At 61.9% G+C, this 14,854-nt stretch carries 21 protein-coding genes; 10 read left to right on the top strand and 11 right to left on the bottom strand.

Going from position 1 to position 14,854, the window contains the following annotated elements; translation table 11 throughout:
• The first annotated feature begins 143 nt into the window (after positions 1–143).
• The 3 genes from tauA (at position 144) to ACSFB7_RS16580 (ending at position 3,190) form a co-directional block, all read left to right on the top strand.
• Entirely contained in the window at positions 144–1,157 is a 1,014-nt protein-coding gene (tauA, locus tag ACSFB7_RS16590; RefSeq protein WP_435471954.1) for a taurine ABC transporter substrate-binding protein, read from the top strand.
• 355 nt (positions 1,158–1,512) lie between these two features.
• Positions 1,513–2,301 (top strand): taurine ABC transporter ATP-binding protein, encoded by a 789-nt coding sequence (locus ACSFB7_RS16585; RefSeq protein ID WP_435471952.1) that lies wholly within the window; start codon positions 1,513–1,515, stop codon positions 2,299–2,301.
• A complete protein-coding gene (locus ACSFB7_RS16580; RefSeq protein WP_435471950.1) occupies positions 2,294–3,190 on the top strand; it encodes an ABC transporter permease subunit in 897 nt (298 codons plus the stop codon). The genes ACSFB7_RS16585 and ACSFB7_RS16580 overlap by 8 nt, the downstream gene beginning before the upstream one ends.
• On the opposite strand, the gene ACSFB7_RS16575 is transcribed toward ACSFB7_RS16580, so the two are convergent.
• Positions 3,108–4,172 (bottom strand): LysR family transcriptional regulator, encoded by a 1,065-nt coding sequence (locus ACSFB7_RS16575; RefSeq protein ID WP_435471948.1) that lies wholly within the window; start codon positions 4,170–4,172, stop codon positions 3,108–3,110. The two genes, ACSFB7_RS16580 and ACSFB7_RS16575, sit on opposite strands and share 83 nt — an antisense overlap.
• Positions 4,173–4,522: 350 nt before the next feature.
• On the opposite strand from ACSFB7_RS16575, the gene ACSFB7_RS16570 reads away from it, so the two are divergent.
• Positions 4,523–4,816 carry a hypothetical protein gene (locus ACSFB7_RS16570; protein WP_435471946.1) on the top strand — a complete coding sequence of 98 codons (294 nt, stop codon included), beginning with the start codon at positions 4,523–4,525 and terminating at the stop codon, positions 4,814–4,816.
• A 175-nt stretch (positions 4,817–4,991) separates the two neighbouring features.
• On the top strand, positions 4,992–5,570 hold the full coding sequence (locus tag ACSFB7_RS16565) for a dihydrofolate reductase family protein (protein WP_435471944.1): 579 nt from the start codon (positions 4,992–4,994) through the stop codon (positions 5,568–5,570).
• 67 nt (positions 5,571–5,637) lie between these two features.
• On the opposite strand, the gene ACSFB7_RS16560 is transcribed toward ACSFB7_RS16565, so the two are convergent.
• The 3 genes from ACSFB7_RS16560 to ACSFB7_RS16550 all read right to left on the bottom strand — a co-directional run bounded on the left by ACSFB7_RS16560 (position 5,638) and on the right by ACSFB7_RS16550 (position 6,974).
• Positions 5,638–6,102 (bottom strand): hypothetical protein, encoded by a 465-nt coding sequence (locus ACSFB7_RS16560; RefSeq protein WP_435471942.1) that lies wholly within the window; start codon positions 6,100–6,102, stop codon positions 5,638–5,640.
• 43 nt (positions 6,103–6,145) lie between these two features.
• Positions 6,146–6,661: a hypothetical protein gene (locus ACSFB7_RS16555; protein WP_435471940.1), complete on the bottom strand. Its 516-nt coding sequence runs from the start codon at positions 6,659–6,661 to the stop codon at positions 6,146–6,148.
• Positions 6,662–6,764: 103 nt separating this feature from the next.
• On the bottom strand, positions 6,765–6,974 hold the full coding sequence (locus ACSFB7_RS16550) for a DUF4287 domain-containing protein (RefSeq protein WP_435471938.1): 210 nt from the start codon (positions 6,972–6,974) through the stop codon (positions 6,765–6,767).
• A gap of 307 nt (positions 6,975–7,281) precedes the next feature.
• Here ACSFB7_RS16550 and ACSFB7_RS16545 point away from each other — a divergent pair, with 307 nt between their 5' ends.
• Positions 7,282–7,719, top strand: coding sequence for an SRPBCC family protein (locus tag ACSFB7_RS16545; RefSeq protein ID WP_435471936.1), 438 nt, complete (start codon positions 7,282–7,284; stop codon positions 7,717–7,719).
• Between the two features lie 144 nt (positions 7,720–7,863).
• Here ACSFB7_RS16545 and ACSFB7_RS16540 read toward each other — a convergent pair whose 3' ends face one another.
• The 7 genes from ACSFB7_RS16540 to ACSFB7_RS16510 form a co-directional block, all read right to left on the bottom strand.
• Positions 7,864–8,166 carry a DUF3658 domain-containing protein gene (locus tag ACSFB7_RS16540; RefSeq protein ID WP_435471934.1) on the bottom strand — a complete coding sequence of 101 codons (303 nt, stop codon included), beginning with the start codon at positions 8,164–8,166 and terminating at the stop codon, positions 7,864–7,866.
• 79 nt (positions 8,167–8,245) lie between these two features.
• Positions 8,246–8,602 (bottom strand): hypothetical protein, encoded by a 357-nt coding sequence (locus ACSFB7_RS16535; protein WP_435471932.1) that lies wholly within the window; start codon positions 8,600–8,602, stop codon positions 8,246–8,248.
• Positions 8,603–8,815: 213 nt separating this feature from the next.
• Complete coding sequence (locus ACSFB7_RS16530) at positions 8,816–9,259, bottom strand: styrene oxide isomerase (RefSeq protein WP_435471931.1); 444 nt, start codon at positions 9,257–9,259, stop codon at positions 8,816–8,818.
• Positions 9,260–9,350: 91 nt separating this feature from the next.
• Entirely contained in the window at positions 9,351–9,662 is a 312-nt protein-coding gene (locus ACSFB7_RS16525; RefSeq protein ID WP_435471929.1) for a hypothetical protein, read from the bottom strand.
• A 41-nt stretch (positions 9,663–9,703) separates the two neighbouring features.
• Positions 9,704–10,117: an NUDIX hydrolase gene (locus ACSFB7_RS16520; protein ID WP_435471927.1), complete on the bottom strand. Its 414-nt coding sequence runs from the start codon at positions 10,115–10,117 to the stop codon at positions 9,704–9,706.
• A gap of 171 nt (positions 10,118–10,288) precedes the next feature.
• On the bottom strand, positions 10,289–10,630 hold the full coding sequence (gene cdiI, locus ACSFB7_RS16515) for a ribonuclease toxin immunity protein CdiI (RefSeq protein ID WP_435471925.1): 342 nt from the start codon (positions 10,628–10,630) through the stop codon (positions 10,289–10,291).
• 56 nt (positions 10,631–10,686) lie between these two features.
• Positions 10,687–11,112 carry a GNAT family N-acetyltransferase gene (locus ACSFB7_RS16510; RefSeq protein WP_435471923.1) on the bottom strand — a complete coding sequence of 142 codons (426 nt, stop codon included), beginning with the start codon at positions 11,110–11,112 and terminating at the stop codon, positions 10,687–10,689.
• 322 nt (positions 11,113–11,434) lie between these two features.
• Between ACSFB7_RS16510 and ACSFB7_RS16505 the strand changes: the two genes are divergently transcribed.
• From ACSFB7_RS16505 to ACSFB7_RS16490, 4 genes are all read left to right on the top strand, one after another.
• Positions 11,435–11,692, top strand: a complete 258-nt coding sequence (locus ACSFB7_RS16505) for a ParD-like family protein (protein ID WP_435471921.1) — start codon at positions 11,435–11,437, stop codon at positions 11,690–11,692.
• A complete protein-coding gene (gene map / locus ACSFB7_RS16500) occupies positions 11,692–12,483 on the top strand; it encodes a type I methionyl aminopeptidase (RefSeq protein ID WP_435471919.1) in 792 nt (263 codons plus the stop codon). Before ACSFB7_RS16505 ends, map begins: the two co-directional genes overlap by 1 nt.
• A gap of 151 nt (positions 12,484–12,634) precedes the next feature.
• On the top strand, positions 12,635–13,867 hold the full coding sequence (locus ACSFB7_RS16495) for an ABC transporter substrate-binding protein (protein WP_435471917.1): 1,233 nt from the start codon (positions 12,635–12,637) through the stop codon (positions 13,865–13,867).
• A gap of 89 nt (positions 13,868–13,956) precedes the next feature.
• The gene (locus ACSFB7_RS16490) at positions 13,957–14,832 is read left to right on the top strand and encodes a branched-chain amino acid ABC transporter permease (protein ID WP_435471915.1); all 876 of its coding nucleotides are present in this window, start codon (positions 13,957–13,959) and stop codon (positions 14,830–14,832) included.
• Positions 14,833–14,854 lie beyond the last annotated feature (22 nt).

Genomic DNA, 14,854 nt, shown 5'->3' with positions numbered 1-14,854 from the left:
AGGCACGCCCCGTCCGAGTGCCCCATGCACCAAGACAAGGGTATTCACCGACAAGCTGGCTCCACACCCACAAGAGCACTGGCACTTCCTGGCTGGACCCGATAGGCGCAAAGTCGCCCCGATTCACCCACTGGAGAAAATCGATGACCATGTCCCGCCGTCTCCCCCTCCAACTCGCGGTACTGGCCGCCGCGCTCACCACGTTCTGCGGCAGCGCCTTCGCGCAGCAAACCAAGGAACTCACTTTCGCCCACCAGGACATGCTGGTGCCGCTGCGCCTGGTGATGGAATCCGGCGAGGTCGAGAAGGCCACGGGCTACAAGATCAACTGGCGCATGTTCTCGGGTGGCGGCGACGTCATCCGCGCAATGGCGTCGGGCGACGTGCAGATGGGCGAAACCGGCTCCAGCCCGCTCACGGCGGCAGCCAGCCAGGGGCAGGACATCAAGCTCTTCTGGATCTCGGCCGACATCGCGAATGCGGAAGCACTCATCGCGCGCAACGGCTCCAACATCAACAGCATGAAGGACCTGGCCGGCAAGAAGGTGGCCACGCCTTTTGTGTCGACCGCGCACTACCAGCTCATGGCCGGCATGAAGATGGACGGCGTCGATCCCAAGAGCGTGAACGTGATGAACATGCGCCCGCCCGAGATCGCGGCCGCATGGGAACGCGGCGACATCGACGCCACCTTCATCTGGGACCCGGTGCTCTCGAAGATCAAGTCCAACGGCAAGACCATTGCCACCTCGGGCAGCATCGGCAAGCGCGGCGCGCCGACCTTCGAGGGCATCGTGGTCAACGCCAAGTGGGCGGCGGCCAACGAGCCTTTCATGATCGCGTTCGTGAAGGCGCTCAACCGCGCGAACGAGGAATACAAAGCCACCGGCAAGAGCTGGACGCCCGATTCACCGCAGACCAAGGCAATGGCCAAGTGGACCAAGGCGGACCCGAAGGACGTGGGTGCGGCAATGGCGCTGTACACCTTCCCGACGATGGCTGAGCAGGTCTCGCCTACGTGGCTGGGTGGTGGTGCGGCCAAGGCGATGGCGGGGACTGCGGCTTTCCTGAAAGAGCAGGGGAGGGTGCAGGAAGTTAAGCCGGACTACGGCGCTTTCGTGACCACTGTTTATGTCGACAAGGCGATGGGTAAGTAGGCCCTGAGGCTGGCGCTTTTGTAGGGGGCATTCAGGGCGACGCTCCCGCCGACACGGTGCTCTTTTCGCGAATGTCCCCCGCTTCGCTCCTCCTTTATTTCGCGAAAAAGAGCCCCGTATCGGCGCGAACGTTGGACAGAGCAGTCGTTGATCGGCTGCACACCAGCAGCGTGCCCCAGTGCGAATGACACCAGGTGCTCCCCGCAGCGAAATAAAGGAGGAGCGAAGCGGGGGACATTCGCGGAGGGGAGCACCTGGTGTCATTCGCACCCGCCCTGAATGAACCCGCCCCGAACGAACAGCAGCGTCAAGAACAGCAAGCCCCCGAACACGCAACGTGCAATGGAGAACTGAAATGCCCACGCTCGATATTCGCGACCTCACGGTCAACTACGCCGTCAAGGGCGGCACGCTGCAGGCGCTGGCCCCCGTCAACCTCACGATGCGCGACGGCGACTTCGTCGTTGCACTCGGCGCTTCGGGCTGCGGCAAGACTACTTTGCTCAACAGCATCGCCGGCTTTCTTCCGCCCTCGACCGGAGAAATCTTGCTCGACGGCAAACCCGTGATCGGCCCCGGCGCCGATCGTGGCGTGGTGTTCCAGAAGCATGCGCTCATGCCCTGGCTCAACGTGCGCGACAACGTGGCACTCGGCCTGCGACTGGCCGGCACAGGCAAGGCCGAGCGTGACCGCATCGCCGAAGAAAAACTCGCACTCGTCGGCCTCCAGCAATACGCCGACCGCGCCGTGTACGAACTGTCGGGCGGCATGCAGCAACGCGTGGGCATTGCACGCGCACTCGCCAGCGACCCGGCTGTTCTTCTCATGGACGAACCCATGGGCGCACTCGACGCATTCACGCGCGAACAGGTGCAGGAGATTTTGCTCAAGGCCTGGTCCAAGTCGAACAAGATGGTGTTCTTCATCACCCACTCGGTCGAAGAAGCGCTGTTCCTCGCCACACGGTTGATCGTGATGAGCCCGAGCCCGGGGCGCATCTCGCACGTCTACGACACCGTGCCCTTCTCGCGCCAGTTTCTTGCGCACGGCGATTCACGCAAGGTGAAGTCCGAGCCCGAATTCATCCGCATGCGCGAAGAAGTGCTGTCGATCATTCATCATCGCGAGGTTGCACATGCCTGAGGTCACCATTGCATCGCCTGTCGCAGTTGCCGTCATGACGCAACCACCGCCGTCCAAGCCCGCCGCGCCGCCCGCCCCCGCGGCCGGCACCAAGCTCAAGACCAGCGCCTTCAAGGTGCCGGGCGAGGGCTCGAGCGTGACCATCAGCGTGGTCACCGTGGCAACGCTCATCGCGCTGTGGTTCCTTGTCACCAACATGGGCTGGGTCAAGCCGCTGTTCCTGCCGACGCCGCAGGCGGTGTTTCAGCAGTTCTACGAATACCTCACCGGCCAGGCCAACGACAAGCCGCTGTGGCAGCACTTCCTGGCCAGCATGTTCCGCGTGTTCTCGGCCTTCTTCCTGGCCTGCGCCACCGCCATTCCGGTGGGCATCGCGATGGGCATGAGCCGCTTCTGGCGCGGCATCTTCGATCCGCCGCTGGAGTTCTACCGGCCGCTGCCGCCGCTGGCGTACCTGCCGCTCATCATCATCTGGTTCGGCATCGACGAACTGCCCAAGGTGCTGCTGATCTTCCTGAGCTGCTTCGCGCCGCTGGCACTGGCCGCGCGCTCAGGCATGCGCAGCGCGTCGCAGGAGCAGATCAACGCGGCGTACTCGATGGGCGCCAGCTACATGCAGGTGATCCGCCACGTCATATTGCCGTCGGCGTTGCCCGACATCCTGGTGGGCATGCGCATCGCCATCGGCTTCGGCTGGACTACGCTGGTGGCCGCCGAGATGGTGGCTGCCAACATGGGGCTGGGTCAGATGGTGCTGAACGCGTCGAATTTCTTGCGCACCGACATCGTGATCATGGGGATCATCGTCATTGGCGTGGTGGCTTATCTGTTCGACTTGCTGATGCGGTGGCTCGAGCGACGCCTTGTACCCTGGAAAGGGCGCATGTAGGCGGCTGCGATGCTGTTGATGTCGTTGCTGCTGCCGCTGGATGCGGGGAAACCGGCGACAGCGCCGGCAGTGGCGGCAGCACCGGGTTCTCGCCGTTAGGGCCCATCGACTGCTCCAGGAAGTCGAGCATCGCGCGCATGGCCGCGCTGTTGTGGCGGCGCTGCGAGTAGGCCGCGTACAGCCAGTGGTCGTGGTCGCGCGGCATGTACTCGCGCAGCACCGGCACCAGCGCACCGCGCTCCAGGTGCACCTGCGCCAGCGGCTCCGGCACATACACCGCGCCCACGCTGCGCAGCGCCAGCTCGATGAGCGCCACCGCGTCGTTGGCTTCCATGCGGCTGTGCACCGGCACCTCGTGCGGCTTGCCGTCGATCTCGAAGGGCAGGTGCGAGGTGGGCGCCGCCGAATAGCTCAGCACGTCGTGCCGGGCCATGTCGTCGGGCACCTGCGGAATGCCGCGCTGGGCCCAGTAGGCCGGCGTGGCGCAGACCACCATGTCGAACTTCACCAGCCGGCGCACGATCAGGTTCATGTCGTCGATGCGCCCGCCCGTCAGGTGGATGTCGATGCCTTCGCCGATCAGGTCGACCTCGCCGTTGGTGAAGACCAGGCTCACGTACACGTCGGGGTAGCGCTTGATGAACTCGGCGATCACGTCCGACATCCAGCCCGCGATCAGGCCGTTGGGCGCGCTCATGCGCAGGCGCCCGCGCGGGTGGGCGCCGTGGCCCTGCAGGTCGTTGAGCGTGTTCTCGGCCATCGTCACCAGCTCGGTGCTGCGGTCCAACAGCACCTGGCCGGCGTCGGTCAGGCTCAGGGAGCGGGTGGAGCGGTTCAGCAGGCGCACGCCGCTGCGGGTTTCCAGCTCGGCCACATAGCGGCTGACCGTGGCTTTCGACATGCCCAGCGAGATCGCTGCGCGGGAGAAGCTGCGCCGGAACGCGACTTCGCGGAATGTTTTGATGAGATCGAGGCCGTCCATGGTGCAGGCATTGTTCCAGCATCGGGGTTGGGGCTGCGGTTCGTAGGGGAATCCCCGCTTCCATTCCTCGAGCGGTGGGGATATTTGCGTGGCTATGCTGCGCCCGTCACGCCCGAAAAAGGCGTGACCGGGATTGGTCTCCCGAAGCATCTCTGCGACGAAAGCCGCAGTCACTCCCGCAGGGTCTGCGGCTTCGTCGTTCGTGCCTCCAGTTTTGGCGGCTCGACGGGCGGGCGCAAGCCCGGCCGGTTCTCGCAAGAGGTGCCCGGTAGACCAACCCGTCGAGCTGCCGCCTCCGATTGGTCTCGGGAGCGGCGGTTTCAGCAAACCGCACCTCTTGGAGGCCATTCATGGCTCACGCTCCCTCGTTCCTTCCCGAACCTCCTGAAGATGACAGCGCCGAATCGCTTGCGCTGCAGGCATGCGATGACATCGACGGCCTGCACGTGGTGCAGCGTGCGTATGCGTGCATTGAAAAACTCATCGTGCCGCAAGGTGTGGACGATGCAGAAGAGGTCTATCCGACGCGCACCGAACTCGGTGCGCTGATTCGGGTGGTCAATGAAGAGCTGCAGCGGTGTATCGCAGCGGCCGATGCCACGGTTCAGGCGTTGCGTATTGCGGTGGGCGAGGGCGGGGCGTAATGAGAAGCCCGCTGTGAGCCACGGTCGTCGGCTCTGAGGCCTTTTTCGATGGGGCTGCGATGAACCAGACCGGTCACCGCCAAGGTCCACTACCATCCGCAACACGCCGCTCAAACCGCGACTGCCTCGCCCAAGGCCACAGGGCTGCAACCTCCAAACCCAAACGGAGACCCGCATGCGAACGCTGAAAATCATGGCGCACATCTCGCTGGACGGCGTGATCCAGACCACTGGTGAAGACGATTTCCCCTATGCGGACTGGACGATGCCCTACCGGACTCCCGCCGGGCGCGATGAACTGCTCGCCGCGCAGGGCGGGCACGTCGATCTGCTGCTCGGCCGCCGTACCTACGACATGTGGTCGGGCTTCTGGCCGAAGGCTCCGAGCAGCCCGATGGCGGACAGCTTGAATGCGGCGAAAAAATTCGTCGTGACCCACCGACCGGAAAGTCTTGAATGGGGTCCGTTCGAGGGCCTGGGGCCGGACGTCGTCGAGGGCGTTCGCCGCATCAAGTCGCAGGCGGGGCCGAACCTGATCGTCTGGGGCAGTGCCACGCTGACATCGACGCTGCTCGAACATGGGCTTGCGGATGAAGTCCTGCTGGTCGTCTATCCGGTCCTGCTGGGCGCCGGAAAGCGCTTCTTTGCGGAGGGGACGCCGCCACGGGCCTTTGAACTCATCAGCGCGAAAGCAATGCCGTCCGGCATCATCTTCAGCGCGTACAAGGTCGCCGGGCCCTTGAAGGGCGGGTAGGCGAACGGTGCGACGGCGCGAGCGAACAAGCGCTTCTTGAAGAATGTGCCGAGCCTTACCGGACCGCTCATCGATAAATACCCACCAGCTCGAAGCGCTTCATCGTGCTCGTCAACGTGAGCGTATCGGTGGCCGAAGTGCACGCCACGGCAGCTACCTGGGTCCCCTGGTTCTTGGTGACATCAATATGCGTTGACCCCGCCAGCGGTTCGTAGATGGCGTACTCGTACCCGGCATTCGAGAAACTCAACACGACGCCCTTCGCCAGCAGAGAAAGACGAAAGTTTCCCTTTGGATGCTCCTGGCGTTCGGGGAACACAAACTCCGTCTTCGAGGCCGTGCCAGCGCGGTACTGCATGTAGCCCGCGTTGGCGCCAAGGTCCTTGGACGAGCACAGCGAATATGTTTTCTTCTTGGCTGCACAAGACCACTCGGTGACTTCATTCGGCGCGCACAGGCTTTGTTGTGCCATGGCGCTCAGATGGAAGAAGGAGATTGCGGCCAACAGGCAGGTAGTCGATAAATTTCGCATGGCTTCAGTTTGATAAGTGCTTGCTGCTCGACCGTTCTTCGCGTCAGTCGATCGGTTTGGTTGGGCTGTCGCGAAACTGATCGAGTTCCGACGTCTCGATGGAACTGTGAAAGGTCCAATCGGCAATCGGCTCCAGCACGCCATCAGTCAAACGATGAACCCATTCGATAGCGGGACGCCATTCGAATTTCTGGCTTCCGATGTAGGCGCCATCGAAATGAACGACGGCCTTCTCCCAGTAGAGACGTCGCAACAGGGCTTCGAACTTGTCGAGCCAATCGCGCAGCTCCCAGTCAACCTCCTTGAGGGACGCGGCGAAGTGAATCGGGCGAGTCCTGAAGTTGATCATCGGGGCATCCCACGGCGGGCACGCGAACATGTGCCTGCTCACGGGAGGCCACTTGTCTTCCAAGGGCAAGGACTGAAGCACGTCGTCGTTGTGCTTCTCGATGGATCGCGTGTTGTCCAGCAGGAGTTGTCGGCGCACCGCGGAACCGTCGGTCCTGGCCCCCGGCCAGGCCTCCTCGATGTAGCCGTACAGAAAACTTCGCATCCCCATCAGTCACCTGTTGCGGTTTGGATGGAAAACGGCCGCGATGTCATTGGCGAGCCGAGCTTCGCAAGCTCTCGCTTGTACGACGGTGCACGGATGGCGAGCAGTGCTACTTCTTCGCAAGAAATGCTGCAACCAAGGCGTTCGCGTGCCCGTGGCCGATCTGGTGCTGGGTCTTGAGCTGGTTGACAAGCTCCATGTGCTTCAGAGGACCTGCTTCCTGAAGAACTTCCATCCAATGCGCGATCGGCTTGGCGTACGTCTTTTCGATGGAGGGAAAGTAGGAGGCGGGTCCTTTTACCTTGGCTGTCTCGGTCATGCAGGTCTTCTTCGTAGGTTGAGAGAGTGCTGTTTGTACGAGGCCCGAAGGCCATCTCCTGATGCGGCATTCGAGGCGACATGCGGCCCGAGCCGATTGCTGGCTCATCGTCGCGAACTGTCATCCTCTGGACGAATGTAGCCGGTCGCGCGACCGTTTGGTTGCTGCCCCTCGATCGGAGTGCCAACCTGCTTGGTGGGAGTAAATCGGGGGACGTCATATCCAGAATATCCCGCTTCGCCCAGCGTACTACTCACGTTCTGCGGGAGACATTCCGATAGGCTCGGCGACAAGGTTTATCCATCCCATGCACATAGAAGAACGCATCCACATCGCAGTCCCGCCCATGGTCATCGACAACATCTGGAGTGAGGTCGACCGATGGCATCTTTGGGACCCGGACACCAAGCAAGCCCGACTCGATGGGCCATTCGCAGTCGGAACAAGGGGCCGGATTTCTCCCAGCAAAGGCATGGGCGTGCCGATGGCTGTCACAGAGCGGACCGAGGGCCGATCGTTCACCGTAGAAGGTCACATCCCTCTGTTTCGCATGCACTTCGAGCACACGGTGTCTCCGGTGGCCGGCGGGTCGGAGGTGGCTCACCGCGTGTGGTTCACAGGTGCCCTTGCGTTTCTGTTCGGACCGGGCGTTGCCAAGCAGGTTCGCGAGGGGCTTCCTCGAACCATGCTGTCGCTCAAGGCATATGCAGAGCAACGTCACAAGCCTTTGGGCAGCGACGCCTGACTCTCCGCTCGATCTGGCTTGCAACTTCAGGCTCTGATTTCATTCCGAGCCTTCTGTGCCCATTCGCCACTCATGGCTCAGCCCCGAACGTTGAGCGACCGATCTTGAAGGCCGGCATTGCTCTCCTCTGGCCGGATGCTGTTGTCAGGCAGACCTACGTCGCACTTCGCTAAATCGCATCCGCCGAAGGTTGCCCTGCGACTCCAGTTGGCCAGACTCGACGAACAGTCCAACCCGCTTCGCGAAGAAGGCGTCGGGAACTCCGTCCAGGTGGTCTGGCATCGATAGCATCGTCATCCCAACTACGCGCGCGACCTTCCTCCAATCGTTGGAGACTTGTGAAAGAAGCGCTGCATCGATGAACGCCAGTTCAGCTTGAGGCAGCCTTGCAACCCACGCGCTCTCTGTGGGCGAAAGCTCGGTGTCGTAGGTGTCGTCGTCGTTCATCGTGCTGAGTCCTTGGTAGGCAGAGTCGGGTCGGATGTCCACCCACTATGCATCGCAGTTCGCCGCCGCTCCGACAGCGTTACCGTCGGAACCAGATCTTGAGCGTCACATACACCGCATAGCTCAGGCCAAGCACCATCCACGCGAGGTAGAACATGTTGGCCCAGTAGTCGCCCGCATGTGCCGCCAGGGTGTAGACGTGCGTCTTGCAACCCCTGCCGATGCATGACACCTCACCCCGAACCAGCGCGCGCAACAACGCGAACAAGAGGTAGCAGGCCACGGCAGAAATCACGAGCAATCCCAACGGTCCCACAAGTCCTTCGGTGCGTTGGTCGTTCTCATCGCGATACCCCTTCCGGAGCAGGTTCTGCCCGAATTTGTACCAGGCATATCCGAGCAAGAGCATCAGCAGGTAGTAGAGCGCGGTGAGCATGTCCTCGAGTCGTTTTCTTGTGAGCGGGAAGAATGAATCGTCAGGATGGTAGCTGGGCAAACGAGCGCGCATCGGCCAGCGGGAGTTTCGTCGTATGTGCCGACCTGCTGTCAGGAGCCTGCTGGCGAAACAACCGCTGTCGAGTACGAGCCGGGATCGCTTCGGGCCCGAAGGCGACTTTCGACGCGCTCGGAAGCAGCTGTTCGCCGCAAGTCAAGCCAACGACAAAGAACGATAGAGGTGAACGATTGCTCCGTATGCAAGCACCAGAATCGAAATCATCGAGAGGACCACCCCCGTCAAGTTGGCGGCATAAGTGATTGCTGCACCAAACCCGGCTCCTCGCTCTGTTCCTCGATGCCCCTTTAAGGCTCCAAAAGTCAGAGCGAAGGTGAACGACCAGACGGAAACGCAGAGCATTGCCGAGGCCAGAACCGTCAGGTTCAAAGGCAACTCAACATACAAAAGATTGGGGGCAATGGCAAGAAGCATGACACCCCCGCCAACCAAACTTGAATGCGCAACCCGCCAAGCTCGAATACGTTCTTCGTCTTGGTTCTTGTTGATCGCGCTGCCCAAAGGGGCGCCGCATAGGAACCCCACCAAAAGGACCAGAAAGCCGCTGCTTGAAAGCAGGCTGGCAGAAACACTTGTCATGTTTTAGATTTCCCTCAGGCAATAGCTACTGCTTGTTGAATGTTGTCAGGACGATGAGCGAACAACTCCTGGCCGCTTTTGAGCTTGGTGCTCAATCGGCCGCCTGCTCGGCGTCGGCTCGCCGAATCCATGGCGCGCCGGGGCTCTCACGCCAGGCCGACCAACCCCAAGGCAGGTCCGCCAGTTCGAGCAAGCTTGCGTCGAGCGCTACGAGGTTCTTGAGCAGAACCAGCATCGCCTCATCCATGTTGAACGCGTCGCCTGTGAGCATCTGCCAGGACTCACTTTCAGCGTCGCGCGATACCAAGAGGATGGGCTTGGCCCTCTCCATGATTGACTTGAGGGTGAAACACGCAACGTTTGGTGCGTCCTCGAAGGGCCATGAATCATCGGGATTGGACATGTTTGCTTTTCGGTGGGATGGCTGCGTGCTGCCCTCTGGCTCTATCGCACAAGAACACGCTCAGCAACAAACGAAAGTGCTCCGCGAAAGACCCAGTGCCATTCGTCGGAGACGGGCTTGCTCAGTGGTTGCCAGAAAAATCTGAAGTCATGGCCGCCGTCGTCTGCTGCATGGTGCATCCAACGTTCAGGCGGCGGGTGCGAGACGTGGCAAACATGAAACGACCAGACTTGGTCTTGATAGCCGGGCACCCAAATGCCAAGGTCCGCGCTCACAGAACTCGCCTTCAGTCCAGATTCCTCCTGCAACTCTCTCACCGCAGCGGCCGCCGGCGATTCATCCGGATCTATCGAACCCTTCACGAGCTGGAATCCTGCCAGCGGATGCTCGAAAGCAAGCACCTCGATGTCGTCGGTGCGCCTCAACACAACGGGGCATGCCTTGGTTGGAACCATGGGTCTCTCTTTCAAGCGATCGGCCGGGCTTGCAAGGTTTCTCGGCACAGCGGACATAAAGTCCGTCTTGCGGGTTTTCTTCGTCTAACTGTGGGTTGCCAGCGAGGGTCTGGTTGTGGCCGAACTGTGCCGGCAGGCCATAGTGCGAGGGAGCTCGAAGACACGTGCTCCTTACCCGACGATCCGCGCCAGCATTCGCGCAACGGCGACTGCGTTGGTCTCGCACTCCGCTGCGTACACCTTCGCGACCTGCCGCACATATTGCCAGCATTCCGCTTCCGAGATCACGACGATCGCCGATTCATCGACCAGGCCGAACTTCACCCCTTCAAAGTGAAAGTAGGGGTCTGGATCATCAGGGTCAGGAAACCAGCAGCCTTCCTCGTTGTAGACATAGCTGATCCGCTGAGTGAGCGCATCGAGGACGCGCATCAGTGCACCTTGCTGATGAACATACTCGAAGAAGCACTTGATCAAGTCGGGTGGATGGTTTGGAGAGTTCGAATCGAACATTGCTTGATCAACCAATTGAAGGCGCTGGGCAAATGACCGCTTGTGGTCGCAAGACCTCACAGCGTCTTCGTCAAAAAGATGCGGCTTGTTCCGGCCGGCGCGCATGGAATCTCGCCGAACACCTTCCACCCGTGGCGCTTGTAGAACTCCGGCGCCTGAAAGCTGATGGTGTACAGAACCGCTGAAACGCACCCGCGTCTTTGACCCTCGGCTTCGAATTTCCGCAGAATCTCCGAACCCAGACCACGACCTCTGAGTGTCGTAGGAAGGTAGAAGAGGTCAAGAAAAAGCAGCCCCAGCGACGATCGTCCGACGGCACCGCCGATGGGTTTTCGTGTCTGTGCGTCGGACAGGACGACGGCAAGCGGCTTCCTGTCGCCATACCCCACCGCGACATCGTTGAAACCGTTGAGCCCTTGTTCGAGCAAGGCTTCGAATGCTGGATCAACGTCGTCGCAGACGTGTATATCTGTCGTGTGCATGGACCATTCCGCGTCGTATGGGGCGGCGGTGATTGAAGCACGGTTTCAAGCCGGCTTGGCGAAGTGAATGGCCAGCGGCTTCAGCAGACGGGCATCCCTCGTCCACCAGCGTCAGCGTGAGTTCGACCTGATGCCGAGCTCTCAACTCTTGTTCGCTGCATCCGATCCAGCCTGCGAGCCGAACGGCCGCTGATTGCTGACCTTGGTTGAAGCCCTGTTGGCCGCGCTTGGCCACAGCGGTCTCGTGGACCTCATCGACCCGGACCTTGATGGACCATATTCCGTATATATAATGCATATACGTTTCATATAGGAATCGCAAATGGGCATCGTAAAAATCTCCGACCTCATGCACGAAAACCTGCGAGTGGCGGGCAACGCCCTCAGCAGGTCCATCAACGCGCAGGCAGAGCACTGGATGCGGGTCGGCATGCTGACCGAGATGCACCCGGAGCTGGACTACCGCGAAGTCTGCCAACTGCTGATACAGGCCGAACTCTCGGGCGGGCTGGACATCGCCGCGGCTGCGACAGCCCAGTCTTCCGGCAAGCCGCGCGCATCAACAACCGGAAAACGCTGATGGCCCGAGACATTCGCATCAAGTCCGCCGAGGACATCGAAATGGCGCGACGGGCCGGCGGTCTTGCCGCAGAGGTCCTGAGCATGATCGAGCCCTACGTCGTGCCAGGGGTGAGCACGGAAACGCTCGACCAGATCTGCCACGAGCACATCGTGAAAGTGCAGGGCGCCATTCCCGCCAACGTGGGGTATCTCGGATATCCCAAGACCATCCTCACTTCCGTCAACCAGGTGGTCTGTCATGGCATTCCCTCGCCCGACAAGATCCTGAAGAAGGGCGACATCGTCAACATCGATGTCGCCGTCATCAAGGACGGCTGGTTCGGTGACACCAGCCGCATGTACTTCGTCGGTGCCCCCAGCGTGTTGGCGCGGCGGCTGGTGGAGACGACGTACGAAGCCATGCTGGCCGGCATCCACCAGGTCAGGCCTGGCGCGACGCTGGGCGATATCGGCCATGCCATCCAGTCGGTTGCCCAGCGGGAGCATTTCAGCGTGGTGCGCGAGTACTGCGGGCACGGCATCGGTCAGGTCTATCACGAAGAGCTCCAGGTGCTGCACTACGGGCGGCGTGGAGAAGGGCTCAAGCTGGAGGTGGGGATGGTCTTCACCATCGAGCCGATGCTCAACGCCGGCCAGCGCGATACCCGGCAATTGCCCGACGGGTGGACGGTCGTGACGAAGGACCGGTCTCTGTCCGCCCAGTGGGAGCACATGGTGGCGGTCACGCCCGATGGCTATGACGTGCTGACGGCCTGGCCCGGAGGCACGGGCGCCTACGCACCAGTCTGACGCGCGGCTGTCTCCCGCGGAACAGCTCCGGCTAGGGTTGTCACTCTCTGGGCGCGGAGCGGTTTATCGACTATGTTTTGTGGGCTTCGCGCTTGCGCGTTGTCCCTTTCGGTCCGACCCAGACTTTCATAACATCGTTGGAGACCTTCTCATGCAATTCCGTTTCAAGCTGCTGGCCCTGACCAGCGCGCTCGCCCTGTCGGCCGCCGCCTTTGCGGCCGATCCGATCAAGATCGGCGTGGACGGGCCCTACACCGGCGGCTCGTCCTCGATGGGCGTGAGCATGCGCGACGGGGTGCGGCTGGCCACGGAAGAAATCAACAAGGCCGGCGGCGTGCTGGGCCGCCAGATCCAGCTGGTCGAGCGCGACGACGAAGCCAAGAACGAACGCGGCGTGCAGATCGCCCAGGAGTTCGTCAACAAGGAAAAGGTCGTGGCCGCAGTGGGCTACATCAACACCGGCGTGGCGCTGGCCTCGCAGCGCTTCTTCCAGGAGGCAAAGATCCCGGTGCTCAACAACGTGGCCACCGGCTCGGTCATCACGCACCAGTTCGACAAGGACCCCGAGAATTACGTCTTTCGCAACGCCGCGCATGACAGCATCCAGGCGCCGATGATCGTGGAAGAGGCCATCGTGCGCCGCGGCTACAAGAAGGTCGCGATCCTGGCCGATTCCACCAACTACGGCCAGCTCGGCCGCGAGGATCTGGAGCGCGCGCTCAAGAACAAGGGCATCACGGCCGTGGCGGTCGAGAAGTTCAACATCAAGGACGTCGACATGACGGCCCAGTTGCTCAAGTCGAAGGAAGCCGGCGCGGAGGCGGTGCTCACCTACGGCATCGGCCCCGAGCTGGCCCAGATCGCCAACGGCATGACCAAGCTGGGCTGGAAGGTGCCGATCGTCGGCAGCTGGACGCTGGCCATGGCCAACTTCATCGACAACGCCGGCCCCGGCGGCGACGGCGCGCGCATGCCGCAGACCTTCATCCAGGAGCCGACCACGCCCAAGCGCAAGGCATTCATCGACGCCTTCGTCGCCAAGTTCAAGCCCAAGAACAACCGCATGGATTCGCCGGTGTCGGCAGCGCAGGGTTACGACTCCATCTACCTGCTGGCCGCCGCGATCAAGCAGGCCGGCAGCACCGACGGCCCGAAGATCAAGGCCGCGCTCGAAGACCTGCAGGCGCCGGTCGAAGGCGTGGTGACGACCTACAACAAGCCCTTCACCAAGACCGACCACGACGCCATCACCGCCAACATTCCGGTGTTCGGCGAGGTCAAGGGCGGCCGCGTGGTCTTCGCCAGCGCCGACGACCAGAAGAGCGCCGGCACCGTGCGCATGAAGGACCTGGCCGCCAACGACGCCCTGCTGAAGAAGCAATAAAAACCGGCCCGAGCGCCGGCGCCGCCCCGGGGCTTTGGTTCCCGCGGCGGCGCGTTTTCTGGTTCAACGCTTGCTTGCTTCGAGGCGCCATGCAAATCCTCACCCAACTGATCTTCAGCGGCATTGCGCTGGGCATGATCTATGCCGTCATCGCGTTCGGCTACCAGCTCACCTTTGCCACGTCTGACACGCTGAACTTCGGCCAGGGCAACGCGCTCATGCTCGGCGCCATGGTCGGCCTGACGCTGGTGAACACGGGGCTGAACTACTGGCTGATGATTCCGCTGGTGTGCGTGTTCGGTGCCTTCCAGGGTGTGGTGGTCGAGCGCATCGCCGTGCGGCCGGCGATCAAGATCAAGTCGGAGTTCGGCTGGATCATGTCCACCATTGCGCTGGGCATCATCTTCACCAACGTGGCCGAGAACGTGTGGGGACGCGACGATCTGAAGTTTCCGTCGCCGCTGCCCGAATCGCCGCTGCACTTCCTGGGCGCCAACGTGCTGCCGATGGAAATCCTGGTGGTCGTCGGCGCGCTGCTCATGATGCTGGCGGTCGAGCTGTTCAACCGCCGCTCGATCTACGGCAAGGCGGTGGTCGCGACCTTCAATGACCGCGACGCGGCCAAGCTCATGGGCATCAACACCGGCCTGGTCATTACCTTCTCGTATGCGCTGTCGTCCATGACGGCGGCCTTTGCGGGCGTGCTGATTGCGCCGCTCACCCTGACCGGCGCCTCGATGGGCGCGGTGCTCGGGCTGAAGGCCTTCGCGGTCGCCATCATCGGCGGGCTCACCAGCGGCATGGGCATCGTGGTGGGCGGGATCATCCTGGGCATTGCCGAGACCACCACCGGCTTCTACCTGAGCACCGGCTACAAGGACGTGCCCGGCCTGGTGCTGCTGCTGATCGTGCTCGCCATTCGCCCCTCGGGCCTGTTCGGCAAGGCCGCCATCAAGAAGGTGTGAACGCGTGGCCATGAATCCCGAA

Source organism: Variovorax raffinosi, assembly GCF_051216615.1.
In the GTDB taxonomy this organism is placed as follows: domain Bacteria; phylum Pseudomonadota; class Gammaproteobacteria; order Burkholderiales; family Burkholderiaceae_C; genus Variovorax.
Note: the sequence above shows the minus strand (reverse complement) of the source record. Positions and strands in the feature narration are given on the sequence as shown.